Below are 15,140 nucleotides of genomic sequence, written 5' to 3'. Positions count from 1 at the left end.
GCTTTGGAATGTCCTTTTTGCATTCTATATCTCATCTAAGAAATTATTATTAGGCAATCTAATGTTATTATTTAGTCGACTCAAACGAAGTCTAACTAAACTTTATCAAAATGAGATTGCCATTATTCTTATTCTGCCTGATTGCTTTTACAAGCCATGCGGAGAACAATTTAAGAGGAGAGTGGAGCGTCAAAAATATTGAGGCCCATTCTTTACAGGAAAATGCGTTGGGATATCATCCCGATAAACAGATCGGCATTTACTTACCACCATCTTACCCTACTTCCAAAAGCAATTATCCGGTTGTATACTTCCTTGAAGGATATGGAGGAGGAATTGATCAAAGTGGCTATGTGGCAAACCTGGTAGACTCATTGATTCAAAATCGACAAATTCCTGAAATCATATTTGTACAAATTACTGGCGATTATAGCTTTAGAGGTAGCTTTTATGTGAATTCACCAGTAACAGGAAACTGGGAGGATTTTGTGGTGAAGGATGTGGTCCGTTTTATGGATACAAGTTATCGCACTCTGAAAAATGCAGATTCTAGAGCTTTAATAGGTATGTCGATGGGAGGATTTGGCGTATTGAACTTAGCCATGTTGCACCCGGAAGTTTATCAATTGGCATATGCAATGAGCCCGGGACTATTTGATGAAGATGGTTTGGGCAATTGCCAGATTTTCAAAAATGGGGGAACAATTGATCCAATTCTTAGCCTTATTAAGAGCCTGGATAAATTATCGCCGGAAGAGGCACACAAAGCCTATCTAAAATATGTGGGTGAGATACAGGATTGGAATATTGAATTCACCCTGGCATATGGAATGGCATTTGCCCCAAACCCTGAAAAAGCGCCTTATTTCGATTATCCAATTCGAATTGTGAATAAAGACACTATTGTTGATAAAGACACCTGGTTGAAATGGGAGCAAGGCTTTGGTGGGTTGAATGAGGAAATTGCCAGGTATCAAAAGAATTTGAATCAATTGAAGCTTTTGAGCATTGATTGTGGCTACAACGATGGTTTTGCCTGGATTGTTGATGGATCGATTTCTTATGCCAATTTGTTGAAAGATCACAAAATATCACATAGCTTTGAACTCAACCAGGGAGATCATGGCAGTATGTTTACACATCAAATGTACCATAAGGTATTGCCAACAGTGGCAGCTGGTTTACAATACGAAAAGTAAAAGATCGAATTTATGAGAATAATTCTGTTTCAATTGATATGGCTTTTGCTACTAAGCTCTACTCTTTTTGCACAAGAAACAATGGGTGAGAAAATCTATCGGGAAGGCATGTTTGCTTATCCCAATGGAAAAATGAAAGCCCTTATTTTGAGCTATGATGATGGCTTGCAGCAAGATTCCATACTGGTGGCAATGCTGAATCAATATGGTTTGAAAGGAACTTTTAACCTGAACTCTGCCTATTTTGGGAAGAATGTGAATTGGTTGAAAAATCTGATTGGAAAGAGCGGAAGATATTTAAACGAGGAGCAGATCAGCAGAATTTACCAGGGACATGAAATTTCGGCTCATACACATACACATCCTCATTTGCCGGAATTAACAAAGGATGAAATTGACCTGGAAATCAGAACCAATATCGAAGCTTTATCTAATATCAGTAAAAAGAAAATAGTAAGTTTTGCCTATCCTTTTGGTGAGTATAAACAGGAGGCAAGAGAACTTTTAAAGAGACGCGGCATTAGCAATGCCAGAACCATAAATGATACTGAAACTTTCGAACTATCTAATAATTTCCTGCTTTGGAATCCAACTTGCCATCATAGCCAGGCGAATGAGTTTTTACCAGATTTCACTTCAAAATCAGCCCAGAAACCAATACTGTTTCACATTTGGGGGCACAGTTGGGAGTTTGATGGAAATCAGGAAAATAACAATTGGGAGTATTTTGAGAATATCTGCCTGGAATTAAAAAATACAAATGAGCTTTGGAGTGCAACAGCTGGTGAATTTGTTGAATATATAAAGGCCATTAGATCCATTTCCGGCAAGAATGAACTGCTTAATAATTCCAGTCTTGTTTTATGGCTTCGAATCAATGGGAAAATGATTGAAATTCAGCCCCAAGAGAAAATACGAATAGATTAAAACAAGAAGATAGTAATAGAGTAAAGGCACGATTTGTAATTCAAATTGTGCCTTTTGTACTTAAGAACAGGTCTTGTGAATTAGAAATCCGGATTTCTTTCACATAGCGTAAATATTTGTTTAAATTTACAGGTTGTTTTGTTAAACCAATTGTAATTAAGAATGCGAAGATTCTTCCTCCTTTCCATCCTCATTCAATTATGCTGTATTCAAATTTCCTTTGGACAAATGGGGTCCTTGGAAGAAAAACTTGTCGAGGCTGAACATTATCTTGAAGTAAGAGATAGTATCATTCAAGAGAAGAAGTACAGATTGTCTGTTCTTACCGATTCTTTGAATCAATTTGCACGAGACCAAAAATTTGAGGAGGAGTATCGCTTGTCGGATATCCTGACAAGGGAGTATGAGTCATTCGTTTATGATTCTGCCTTTCATTATGCTTCCAAATCTATAAAACTAGCTTACCAGTTAAATGATAAGACAAAAATTGCAGAGGCAAAATCAAACCTGTCATTAATCCTTCTCTTAAAAGGTTTGTTCAAAGAAACCATCGATACTTTGGAAACCATTGAATACCGACACCTGGAAGGCAGTAAGAAAATTCGATTCTACACGGTCGCTTATAGATCTTACTATGATTTATCCAATTCTCGCTGGGGATATTATCAGCCAAAATACAGAGAGTTGGGACATCAGTTTTGTGAGAAAATTTTTCAGGAAGGAGACCCGAACTCTTTTGATTATCTTTTGGCCAAAGCGCTAAGTAGTTTGATTTCCAATAAAAACGACGAAGCGATTTTCTTTTATAATAAATTGTTGAACGAACACAAGTTAAACGATCATGAACAGGCCATATGTAATTGCGGATTGGGTATCGCTTATTCAAGATTTTTTGATAACGAAAAGGCAAAATATTATCTGCTGAAAGCTACCATTAATGATATAAAATCGGCCACAACGGAAACTGTTGCAGCCAAAGTGTTGGCAGAGCTCTTACATTACGAAGGCAGTGTAGAGAGAGCTTATCAGTTTATCGAACATGCCCAAAACGATGCAAATTTTTTTGGCAGTCATGCCAGGAGGTTGGAAATTTCATATATCAAACCTGATATTGAGGCTGCAATGCTGAATAAGGTAGAACAAGAAAAGAATGTAATGCGCTATGTGGCCATTGCTGTAGTCTTCGTTGCCTTGTTAATTGTTCTGTTTATAGCTATTGTTTACCGACAATTAAGAGAAATTAAGAAAGCCCGAAAAGAAGCATTAATTGCAAACAAAAACTTACAGGAAGTAAATGACATGCTTCGAGAGGTAAGTCGAATAAAAGAAGAATATGTAGGTTACTATTTCAATTTCAGTTCTCAATTTATTGAGAAACTGGAAGCTTTTAAAAAGGCAATATCGCGACAGCTGTTAACGAAGCAATACGATGCCATCGAAATGGAATTGAAAAATTACAATTCCAAGAAGGAGCGTCAGAATTTGTTTGAGGATTTCGACAGGATCTTCTTGAAACTATTCCCTGATTTTGTAAATCGATTCAATCAACTGTTCAGCGAAGAGGATCAAATTCAATTGAAAGATTCGCAAAGTCTCAACACAGATTTACGAATATTTGCATTAATCAGATTGGGTGTAAACGACAATGAAAAAATTGCAAGTATTCTAAATTTTTCGGTGAATACCATTTATACTTACAAAACTAAAATCAAGAATCGTTCGCTTATTGCCAATGAAGATTTTGATCTCAAAATCATGGAAATTAAGTCCGTTTAGCCTTAATTTTTGTCAATATATCGTCTATATTTTCCAACTTTAATAAAATATATAAAGATCACATATATAGCAGTATAGCTATTTGTGTGATCTTTTTTCGTCTATATTCTTTATAGGTATTTAGTATTTCAATGTCAGCCAGGGTTTCTTTGATCTGCGAAATTGTAAAATCATTGTCTGCAGCATGATTTTGATTTCGGCCGGAATTGGGAAATCGGTTTTGAATACATCAAATTTTGCTTCTAAATGAAGCTGACGCGTTGAAGTACTAACTCTATTAAAAAGAATTATGAGAAAATTATTATTGTTGTTTTGGGCAATGTTTCTATCGATAGGAATGTTTGCTCAAACTCAGGAAATAAAAGGAAAGGTTCTGGACGCTTCCAATGGTGAACCTTTACCGGGAGTTTCCGTTGTTGTTAAAGGTACCACATCGGGTACGGCAACAGACTTTGACGGAGTATTTACTCTAAATGCCGATAAAGGTCAATTTTTGGTCTTTTCTTTTGTTGGATTTATCAACCAGGAGGTTGAGGTGCTCGGAACCGAAAACGTTGAAGTTTTCATGGAACCGGATGTTATGAACCTGGAACAGGTAGTTGTTGTAGGTTATGGCGTACAAAGAAAAAAGGATAAAACCGGAGCTGTAATGAATGTTGGAGCTGACGATCTTCAGCAGGGAGTGCTACAGGATCCTATCCAGGGAATTATGGGTAAGGTTGCCGGTGTAAACATTAGCAAAAAAGGGGGTGACCCAAATGCTGGCTTTAATGTTCAAATTCGTGGTACTGCTGGTTTTTTCTCAGGAACATCGCCTTTGTATGTAGTCGATGGAGTTCCTGGAGTTGATCCTACCACTGTTGCAGTTGAAGATATTGAATCGTTTAACGTATTAAAAGATGCATCTTCTGCAGCCATTTATGGTTCTCGTGGTGCAACTGGTGTTATTATTATTACCACCAAACAAGGAAAACAAAATCAAAAAGGCAGAATCTTTTATTCAGGTTACATATCTTCCGATGTTGTTGCCAATGAATTAGATTTGTTAAGCGCAGCCGAAATTCGTGAATATGCCAGCGAAAATGGATTAACACTTGACGATGGTGGTGCCGATACCGATTGGCAGGATGAGGTTTTCAGAACAGGAATGTCTCAATCTCACAATATTTCGATGAGTGGAGGTGGAGATGACCATACTTACAGAGCAAGTATTGCCTACACCAATTTCGAGGGTGTCGTAAGAGGAACCGATAGAGAAAGAGCCATTGTTCGATTGAATGCCATGCAAAAAGGATTGAACGACAAACTGACATTGAGTGTAAACCTTTCTGGTACATTTGAAAATAACAACTACGTTCAAACCAGTGGCAACAATGGTGAAGCAGTTTTGTTTCAAACTTTCTCGCGAAACCCAACCTATCCGGTTTACAGGGAAGATGGATCTTACTATGAAGTAAACGATTTTGAGAATTCGAATCCTTTGGCTTTGATCAATCAGATTAAAAATGAGAGAGATGCCAAAAGATATCTTGCCAATGCAAAAGCCGATCTTGAAATTATCGATGGCCTGGAAGCTGGGCTAAATATCTCTTATCGAAAAGATGATGATGAAACCTGGTTCCACCGTCCTTCCTACCAAATCACTTCAAGTGATGGCGGATACGCACGAAGAGGCTATAACAACAGCGATACCAAAATGATTGAAGCTACGCTTAAGTACAACAAAGTATTTAAGGAAAAGCACAATGTGAATTTATTGGGAGGTTACTCGTGGCAAGAGGATAAGAGCACAAGTTTTGCGGCTCAAGGGAGAGATTTATTATCAGACGAAGTTGGCGCTGATAACTTGAGATTTGCTAACGATGTTCTTCCTCAGGATATTGAATCATGGAAACAGAGAAGCCGTTTAATCTCTTTTATTGGTAGAGCGGTTTACAACTACGACTCAAAATATTACCTGACAGCAACCATTCGTCGCGATGGATCTTCAAGATTTGGTGATAACAATGAGTGGGGATGGTTTCCATCATTCTCTACCGCCTGGGATATTTCTAGCGAGAAATTTATGGAAAATGCCCAATGGATTGAGCAGTTAAAGTTAAGAGTTGGATTTGGTGTGACTGGTAACCAGGAAATTGGCAACTATCATGATATTGCAAGAATTGGTACAGGAGGTAGAACTTTAGATCCTACTACAGGAGAAGAAACTTTAATTATTCAGCAATCGAGCAATGCAAATCCCGATTTGAAATGGGAAGAAAACAGGGAATGGAACTTTGGTTTGGATTTCGCACTGTTCAATAACAAATTAACCGGTTCGATTGATGTTTACGACAAAACAACCGATGATTTGCTTGCAGAATATGCTGTTCCGGTTCCTCCAAACAGATACGATAGAATTTATGCCAATGCAGGAGAAATTTCGAACAAAGGTTTGGAAATTAACCTTACTGCTAATCCTATTCGTACTCAAAATTTCACCTGGAAATCAACTTATTCATTCTCAACAAACAAGCAGGAAGTAGTTTCACTATCGGATGATACTTATTCACTGGATAATATGCACACTTCATGGATTAGTGGTAGAGGTATGGTTGGTGTATGGACCCAGTTGATTGAGCCGGGACGCGAGCTGGGAACCTTCTATGGATGGAAACATGCTGGAATCGATCAGAATGGACAGTGGTTGTTCTACGACAAAGATGGAAACATTACCAAGGAACAAAGAGATGAAGACCGCCAGGTAATTGGACATGCTTTGCCTGATTTCACCATGAGTTGGACCAACAATATCACTTATAAAAACTGGGATTTAAACTTCTCATTAAGAGCAGTGGTTGGTGGCGATGTATTGAATGTTACCCGTATGATTCTGGGCAATCCAAACATGCTTCCAAACAGAAATGCATTAAAAGATGCGATGACTTTGGCTCCAATTCTTTCAGATGCTCCTAAGTTTTCAGATTACTACATCGAGGATGGATCATTCATTCGTTTAGACAACGTGACTTTAGGTTACAACTTCGATGTAAGTAAAATCAAGTGGTTAAGCAATTGTAGAATGTATGTAAGCTCAAACAATTTGTTCACGCTTACCAAGTATTCCGGAATCGATCCAGAATCAAGTTATGGTGGCTATCAGAACCTTGGTTTGGACATGTACGATATCTATCCAAAAACCAAAACTTTCACTTTTGGGATGAAAGTAGGTTTTTAAGCAAAATGAACTGAATGGGATTAAGTAATCCGCCGAAAGGCAGATTGTCAAATGCTTAACTAGAAAAATGAACAAGATGAAAATTAAAATATTTGGACTTCTGGCCATTATTGCAATGTTTGCTTCATGTACCGACTTGACTGATGAAGTATATAGTGAACTGTTGGCAGACGAATATCCTGAGAATGAAACTCAGGCGCAACTGATAACAAATAATGCTTACGCCCAATTGCAATCTCATATCGATGGTGGTTGGTGGTTTGCACAAGAAATTACTTCCGACCTTATTGTAGCACCAACTCGTGGTTCCGACTGGGACGATGGAGGAAAGTGGAGAGCTCTTCATACGCACACCTGGGATAACAATCACGAATATGTGAACAACATGTGGCGTAATTTTTACAACGGGGTAACCGAGTGTAATAAGGCAATTGAATACCTTGGCGATGCCGAAGCTTCGAAAAATGCTGTGGCTCAAATGAAGGTTTTACGTGCCTACTATTATTACCTGTTGATTGATAACTATGGCGATGTACCTTATGTAACAAGCTTTTCGGATGCTCCTGAAGCTCCTGAAAAGGCAAGCAGAGCTACCGTTTTCAATAATATTATTGCTGATATTGAAAGTGTAATTGGCGACCTTAGTGGATCTTCAACAAGTTCGGTAAATGAATATACAGCTTACGCCCTATTGGCAAAATTGTACTTAAATGCCGAAGTGTATACTGGAAGCCCGATGTGGGAAGAATGCGAAAACTATTGTGATCTGATCATTAATGGTCCGTACAGCCTAGAGTCGAACAGACTGGGTGCATTTGTTACAGAGAATCAGAATTCTCCAGAGAACATTTTCACCGTACCTTACGATGAGGACAACTACCAGGGATTTATTCTTCACCGAAGAACTTTGCACTATACAAACACCGCAACCTTTAATGCCAGAACAACATTTTGGAATGGCTTCTGTGCGCAAGAAAGATTGGTCGATTTCTTTGAAGACAATGATGCACGAAGAGCAGGATTGCTGTTGGGGCAACAATTCTCATCGACAGGAGAGGCTTTGCTTGACGCCGATGCTGGTAACGCTCCTGTAATCTTTACAAAAGAGGTTCCTGCACTAAGAATGGATGCTTCGTTTTCATCAGCAGAGATTCGATTCTCGGGTGCAAGAATGGTGAAATTTGAAATCAAAAGCGGTGTAAAAGATAACCTAAGTAATGATTTGCCAATTTTCCGTTTGGCCGATTTCAAATTGATGAAAGCAGAATGTGAACTGAGAAAAGTGGGCGGAAGTCTGGCTGTGGCTAAATCGGAAATTAATGATATTAGAACAGCTGCAGGTGCCAGTGCATGGGATGATGCTGACATAACCCTTGATAACCTTCTGGATGAGAGAGGAAGAGAGATGTGGTGCGAAGCACATCGCCGTCAGGATTTAATCCGATTTGGAAGTTTCACGGAATCATGGTGGGAGAAATCTCCGGATACCGAAGTAAATCATTTGTTTCCGATACCTCAATGGGCAATTGATAGCAATCCAAATTTGAACTAAAAGAGGTATTAAGAATTGAAAAATGATTTAGAAATGAATAAACTGACAATATTAATATTAGCAATTGTTGCAAGTGTTTCATTGTATTCTTGCGATGATGATGTAGATGCTCCACAAGTAATGGAAATCTACAATGGATACTATGTTTCGGGAGATGCAACACCATTTCCTGAACTAGAGAATGGAGGTTTGATGGTTCCTGGTAGTGTTGTTGGCCAGGCAACAAAATTTATGGAACTGGCAGGCGGCAGTATTCTTGTGAGCCAGGAAAACAATTCAACGGCAGAGCTGCCTAATTCAACAAAATTTGGTCTGAATTCGGCTGATGAGTTTGTAATTGATGGAGAGGCAATCAATTTTAACGATACTCCGGGCACCTATTTTTTCAGAACTGATACCACCTCAAGATCAGTATCATTTGTAGCCATTAACAGCTGGGGTGCAATTGGAAGTGCAACCCCGGGAGGTTGGGGCGAAGATACCGACATGAGCCTGGAATCGTCGGAGAATGGAGAATACATTTATTCTGTAACGCTTGATTTGATTGGTGGAGAATGGTTAAAATTCAGAGCAAATGATCAATGGGCTCCACAATTTGGAGTAGTTGATGGAAGTTTGTCTTTGAGACTATTCGAATCGGAATCAGATCCTGGTTCAATTCAGGTTCCTGAAAGTGGGAATTATACAGTCAAATTGATTTTAGGAACAAAGTTCGATTATGAACTGAACAAAAATTAAAAGTTACATCCTTAGTGATAAAGAAATTTCACCCTTATTAGCCTTAGGTGAGATAAATTAGAAATTTAGTTCAGGATGTTCGTCTTTTTGAGACGAACATCCTAAATTTATATTCCAGTGGTAGTTACCATATGGATTTTTTCAATTTTATAAAAGTATCAATCTGTTATGAATTTTAGAGCGATTCAAAGTTTATTGATTGGTGTATTGATGATATTCGCATCATGCACCAATGGGAAAATGACAAGCAAAGTATCATCGCCCGATGGTAAAATTGGCGTGGAAGTGAGTATGGTAGAAGGACAAGCGGTGTACCAGGTTTCCTTTAATGGAAAGCAGGTGATCGAGCCTTCGAGTATGGGTTTCGATTTTAAGAACATGCCTTCTATCGAAAAAGGATGGAAAATTGTGAATTCTGAAAGTAGCACTGGCGACTCTAACTGGGAAATGCAGTGGGGAGAAAAACGAGTTGTAGTAGACCAGTTCAATCAGTTAAAACTTTATTTGGAGGAAGAACAGGCTCCAAACAGAAAAATGAATCTTGTATTTAAAGTGTACAACGATGGATTGGGATTCCGATATGAATTTCCTGAACAGGAAGGAATGAAGGAAGTGTTAATCACCGAAGAGAATACGCAGTTTAATCTTACCGGCGATCATAAAACCTGGTGGATACCTGGAGACTGGGATATCTACGAGCACCTGTACAATACCACAATGTTCTCTGAGATTGATGCTACTAGTTTGAGAAACCACGCTAGTCTTGCTCAAACATCTATACCCAATAATGCGGTAAATACTCCGGTTACCATGAAAACTGATGAGGGAATTTACCTGAGTTTTCACGAGGCAAACCTGACAGATTATTCAGGAATGACATTGAAAGTGAATCAAAAAGATTTGATGTGGGAAGCTTGTTTGGTAGGTTCCTTAAACAACGATTACAAAGTAAAACGAAGTTTGCCTTTTAATACGCCTTGGAGAACCATTCAAATTGCTGAAAAAGCTGGTGATTTGATTGAATCAGATTTGATTGTTAACCTGAACGAACCCAATAAACTTGGTGATGTAGATTATTTTAAACCCATGAAATATGTTGGAATTTGGTGGGATATGCACCTGGGAACCAGAACCTGGGATTATGGCGCATCTCAAGATATGAATTCAGCAACAGGTTTAAAAGCTCATGGCCGACATGGTGCAACTACCGAATATGCAAAGGAATTAATCGATTTTGCATCTGAAAACAATATTGGTGGTATTTTGGTTGAAGGCTGGAACACCGGATGGGAACATTGGATTGGCTTTGAAGATCGTGAAGGAGTTTTCGATTTTGTAACGCCTTATCCTGATTACGATTTGAAAGAAGTGGTTCGTTACGGTAAAGAAAAAGGTGTGGAATTAATCATGCATCACGAAACATCAGCAGCTCCACGTACTTACGATCAACAAATGGATACGGCTTATCACATGATGAACGCTTTGGGAATTCATTCTGTGAAAACAGGTTATGTGGGTAAAATTATTCCTAAAGGAGAATTCCATCACGGACAATGGATGGTAAATCATTATCGCAGGGCATTGCTTAAGGGTGCTGAAAACAAGATTGCAATCAATGCGCACGAACCAATCAAAGCAACTGGTTTGCGCAGAACCTACCCGAATGCAATTGCACGTGAAGGTCTTCGCGGACAGGAATTTAATGCATGGTCTGCCGACGGTGGAAACCCACCCGAGCATTTGCCAATTGTTGCATTTACAAGAATGTTATCGGGTCCTATCGATTATACACCTGGTATCTTTAATATTAAATTGGAACCTTATAAAAAGGAGAATCAGGTAAACACAACTTTGGCACATCAATTGGCTTTGTATGTTGTAATTAACAGCCCAATTCAAATGGTTCCGGATTTAATTGAAAGCTATAAAGGAAACGATGCTTTTCAGTTTATTCGCGATGTTGCTGTTAACTGGGAACAAACAAAAGTATTGAATGGTGAAATTGGCGATTTTGTGAGCATAGCGCGTCAGGATCGTGAATCGAACAATTGGTTTGTGGGTGCCATTACCGATGAAAATGAAAGAGAGATGAATATCAAGCTTGACTTTTTACCGGAAGGCAAAAAATTCATGGCAACACTTTATTTAGATGGCGATAATGCTCATTGGGATAAAAATCCGACAGAATTTAAAATTGAAAAAATGGAAGTTGATCGTTCCAGCGAATTGAAATTGAAGCTGGCAGCAGGAGGTGGAGCTGCAATTAGTTTGATGGAAATGAACTAGTTCATACTTTAACAATATTTTAAGTGGCATTCTTCTCGAAGGATGCCACTTTTTTTGTAGCTTCACTACATCAATTTTCTATGCATGGAAAATTGTTTCCTACAAATCACAAATACTTTTATAATATGCTAAGATTCAGTTTAAAAGCCAGCTTGTTGTGTTTGGCTTTTATAAGCATTTTTTGGAATGCTCAGGCAAAAGAGGATGTTCGATTATTGCGATATCCCGATATCAATAAAGATTTAATTGCCTTTGTGTATGCAGGCGACATTTGGACAGTGAATGCCAATGGTGGTGATGCTACACGTTTAACCTCTCATATGGGAATGGAATTGTTCCCTAAAATCTCTCCTGATGGACAGTGGATTGCCTTTTCGGGCGAATACTCGGGAAGCAGACAAGTGTATGTAATGCCTGCAACCGGAGGTACACCAAAACAATTGACTTACTACAATTCGGTTGGCTTAATGCCTCCACGTGGTGGGTTTGATAATGTAGTTTTGGACTGGACACCAGACAGCAAATCAATTTTGGTACGTATGAACCGTACTGCCTTTGGCGAGAGAAATGGTAAATACTTTAAAGTGGGTATTGATGGTGGAATGGAAGAAGAACTTCAAATTCCGGAAGGTGGATTTGGTGTTTTCTCACCCGATGCAACAAAAATGTGTTTTGCTCCGATTAGCCGTGAATTCCGTACCTGGAAGAGGTATAAAGGAGGACGTGCTGCCGACCTTTGGATTTACGATTTAGAGAATGATCAATCCGAGAGAATTACCAAATTTGTGGGTTCCGATCAGATTCCTTCATGGTACAAGAATGCCATTTATTTTGCTTCCGATCGCGATTTAAAATTAAATATTTACAAGTACGATGTAGACAGCAAAGAGTTGACTCAAATGACCAATCACAAGAACTTTGATGTGATGTGGCCATCGGGTGAAAACGGACAATTGGCATACGAAAATGGGGGTCATATTTACAAATTAAACCTTGAAACTGGTGAAGAAAAACGTGTGGTTGTAAACATCAATTTCGATAACCCAAACACTTTACCTTTCTATAAAAATGTAAAAGGATTTATTGAAAACTGGACAGTTTCTCCTTCTGGTAAACGTGCCTTATTCGATGCTCGTGGAGATATTTTCTCTGTGCCGGCAAAGAATGGAACTACCATTAACTTAACTCAAACCCAAGGTGTAAGAGAAATGTCGCCAAGCTGGTCGCCAAACGGGAAGTACATTTCGTACTATTCTGATGCTACCGGAGAATACGAAGTGTATTTGTTAGAGAACAAAGAAGGTGCAAAGGCAAAACAAATTACCAAAGGATCTTCGTCGTGGATGTATCAGCCAATATGGACAAAGGATAGCAAGCACATGTTATTCTTCGATCGCAGTTTGAAATTAAAATTACTTGATGTTGCAAGTGGTGTAATCAAAGTGGTTGATCAGGCAGAGAGAAATGAAATCAGAGATTTTTCGGTTTCACCGGATTCCGATTGGATTGCCTATGTAAAAGACAGTTCTAACGGACAAGGTGCCATTTGGGTATATCAAATCTCTACAGGAAAAAAGTATGCCTTAACCAATGATACCTTCAGCGATTCATCACCTGTATTCTCAAAAGATGGAAACTTCATTTTCTTCTTCTCAAATCGTGATTTCAACCTCGATTTTTCAAGCTTCGAATTCAACTACCTTTACAATAATGCAACTCGCATTTATGCAATGGCTTTGCAAGCCAATGGTCCAAAATTGTTCCCATTAAAGAACGATGTAGAGGAGTACAAGGAAGAGGTAAAAGAAGAAGCGAAATCGAAGAAAAAAGGAAAAACAAATACTTCCGAAGAGAAAAAGCTAAAAGTGAAAATCGATTTTGATGGGATCAATGATAGAATTACTGCATTCCCGTTATCATCAGGAAACTATAGCGCATTGGAAGCTACCGATGATGGAATCTTATATAGAACCGGTGGCAGTTTGCATCATTATCTTCTGAAAAAAGAAAAGGATGAGGTAATCTTAAAGTCTGTTTCTTCATACGAATTAACAGGAAACGGTAAGAAAATCATGTACCGTTCGGGTTCTACATACGGAATTACAGACCTATCGAAAGGCCAGGCTGCTAAAGCAGGAGCTTTGGATCTTGATGATATGGAAATGAAGATTGATCCTGTTAAAGAGTGGAAGCAAATCTATACCGATGGTTGGAGAATTTTCAGAGATTACTTCTATGTGGAAAACATTCATGGTGTTGATTGGGCCAAAATTAAGGCCGATTACGAACCAATGATTCAGGATGTAAGTCACCGTGCCGATTTGGATTATATCCTGGGTGAGATTATCTCGGAAACCAACACCGGGCATGCTTATGTGAATTATGGCGATTTCGAGAAGGTAAAAAGAGTACAAACAGGATTACTGGGTGCCAAATTAAAAGCTGATCTGGCAAATAAAAGATACATCATTTCTAAAATTTTCGATGGTGAAAACTGGAACCCAAGTCGACGCTCTCCATTAACCGAACAAGGTGTGGATGTGAAAGAAGGAATGTATTTAATCAAGATCAACGGCAAGGATGTAACGACAAAGGTAAATCCTTATCTATATCTTGAAAATACAGTTGGAAAGAGAGTAGAAATTACGGTGAACACTAAGCCGGGAACCGAAGGAGCAAAGACCTATACCATTAAACCAATTGCCAGCGAAATGGAATTGCTTTACCTTGATTGGGTGAACGAACGTCGTGCTATGGTTGAAAAATTATCGGGAGGAAAAATTGGATACATTCATGTTCCGAATACGGCTGTCGAAGGAAATCGTGAATTGCACCGCGGAATGTATGCTTATCACGATAAGGAAGCATTGATTATTGATGACAGGTACAATGGAGGAGGATTTATTCCAGATCATATGGCAGACTTACTAGATCGCGATGTGCTTTCTTACTGGCACTTGCGTGGATTAGAACCGTGGAAAACTCCTGGAGTAGCTCATGATGGACCAAAGGCTATGCTAATTAATCATTACTCCTCTTCTGGCGGCGATGCATTCCCATATTTCTTCCGTAAAAAAGGCTTGGGTAAGCTTATCGGAACCCGTACCTGGGGAGGATTAGTAGGAATGTCGGGCAATGCCGGACTTGTTGATGGCGGATACATTGCTGTTCCTCGCTTTGGTATTTTCGACGAAAACCAAAACTGGATTATTGAAGGTATTGGTGTTTATCCTGATATTGAAGTTTATGATGAGCCTCATTTGGTAGCGAAAGGAATTGATCCTTGTGTTAAACGTGCCGTTGAGGAATTAATGAAAGAACTGGAAAGTCGACCAGCAAAGAAAAAAGTAACACCACCAGCCGATCCAAACAGGTCGGAATGGATTGAAGAAGATATCAAATAAGATTCATTTATATATTTTGAAGGAGCATCAGTGTTGATGCT

The 15,140-nt window shown here is 38.8% G+C and carries 8 protein-coding genes; all 8 read left to right on the top strand.

Annotation, left to right across the window (positions count from 1 at the left end; all coding sequences use genetic code 11):
- Positions 1-110: 110 nt before the first annotated feature.
- Positions 111-1,199, top strand: coding sequence for an alpha/beta hydrolase (locus tag ELS83_RS11350; protein ID WP_171595689.1), 1,089 nt, complete (start codon positions 111-113; stop codon positions 1,197-1,199).
- A 12-nt stretch (positions 1,200-1,211) separates the two neighbouring features.
- Complete coding sequence (locus tag ELS83_RS11345) at positions 1,212-2,126, top strand: polysaccharide deacetylase family protein (RefSeq protein ID WP_171595688.1); 915 nt, start codon at positions 1,212-1,214, stop codon at positions 2,124-2,126.
- Positions 2,127-2,288: 162 nt separating this feature from the next.
- On the top strand, positions 2,289-3,902 hold the full coding sequence (gene susR, locus ELS83_RS11340; protein WP_171595687.1) for a SusR family glycan utilization regulator: 1,614 nt from the start codon (positions 2,289-2,291) through the stop codon (positions 3,900-3,902).
- Positions 3,903-4,191: 289 nt separating this feature from the next.
- Positions 4,192-7,119: a SusC/RagA family TonB-linked outer membrane protein gene (locus ELS83_RS11335; RefSeq protein WP_171595686.1), complete on the top strand. Its 2,928-nt coding sequence runs from the start codon at positions 4,192-4,194 to the stop codon at positions 7,117-7,119.
- A gap of 76 nt (positions 7,120-7,195) precedes the next feature.
- Positions 7,196-8,671 (top strand): RagB/SusD family nutrient uptake outer membrane protein, encoded by a 1,476-nt coding sequence (locus tag ELS83_RS11330; RefSeq protein WP_171595685.1) that lies wholly within the window; start codon positions 7,196-7,198, stop codon positions 8,669-8,671.
- Positions 8,672-8,704: 33 nt separating this feature from the next.
- Positions 8,705-9,409, top strand: a complete 705-nt coding sequence (locus tag ELS83_RS11325) for a cadherin repeat domain-containing protein (RefSeq protein WP_171595684.1) — start codon at positions 8,705-8,707, stop codon at positions 9,407-9,409.
- A gap of 168 nt (positions 9,410-9,577) precedes the next feature.
- Positions 9,578-11,695, top strand: coding sequence for a glycoside hydrolase family 97 protein (locus tag ELS83_RS11320; RefSeq protein ID WP_171595683.1), 2,118 nt, complete (start codon positions 9,578-9,580; stop codon positions 11,693-11,695).
- 125 nt (positions 11,696-11,820) lie between these two features.
- Positions 11,821-15,099 (top strand): S41 family peptidase, encoded by a 3,279-nt coding sequence (locus ELS83_RS11315; protein WP_171595682.1) that lies wholly within the window; start codon positions 11,821-11,823, stop codon positions 15,097-15,099.
- Positions 15,100-15,140 lie beyond the last annotated feature (41 nt).

The sequence above is a fragment of the Marinifilum caeruleilacunae genome (assembly GCF_013141825.1).
Taxonomy (GTDB): domain Bacteria; phylum Bacteroidota; class Bacteroidia; order Bacteroidales; family Marinifilaceae; genus Marinifilum; species Marinifilum caeruleilacunae.
The sequence above is the reverse complement of the archived record's forward strand: the minus strand, read 5'-3'. Positions and strand labels throughout refer to the sequence as shown.